The organism is Rhodobacter sp. P2_H5 (assembly GCF_056403335.1).
This window is the reverse complement of record NZ_JBFUFS010000161.1, coordinates 1-502: the sequence shown is the minus strand read 5'-3', so window position 1 is coordinate 502 and position 502 is coordinate 1. Positions and strand designations below refer to the sequence as shown.

1 protein-coding gene is annotated in these 502 nt (G+C 62.7%); it reads right to left on the bottom strand.

Features of this window, described 5'->3' with window-relative positions:
- The coding region (locus tag AC1DVR_RS24095) for a cbb3-type cytochrome c oxidase N-terminal domain-containing protein (RefSeq protein ID WP_478003140.1) at positions 1-457 on the bottom strand (457 nt) is incomplete at its 3' end.
- Positions 458-502: the final 45 nt, after the last annotated feature.

The following is a 502-nucleotide window of genomic DNA, read 5'->3' as shown; positions in this document are numbered from 1 at the left end:
CAATATCTTCGACCGTGCCACCCCAGATCCAGATCGTGTCGGCCAAGCGCGGAAAGCCGGGGCCGCCAATGCCCTCCTTGCCGTGGCAGGACTGGCAGTTCTGGCCAAACAGCGGGGCTGCGGTGGCCATGACCTTTGCCATCAGGTCGGGGTCAGCGCGGATTGCGTCATAATCCAGCGTGGCTATCTGGTCGCGCCACCCGGCTCGCGCGGCGTTGGCGGCAGCGATATCAGCCGCCACATCGGTCCTTTGATCCACGCCCAGTAGGCCCTTGGTGTAGGTATGGCCGAGGGGCCAGGCCGGCAGCAAAATCCAGCCGATCAGCGCCAGAACATGGGTGATGATGATGAAAAAATATACCACACGCGGGACCGGAGAGTTCAGTTCCTTGATGCCGTTCCAATCGTGGCCGGTGGTGGTGTAACCGGAAACCGGGTCGCGCTCTGTCACGGCCATGGGTGATCCTCCGGCGCAAGGATCGAGTTTGCCGCGTGTTCGGCC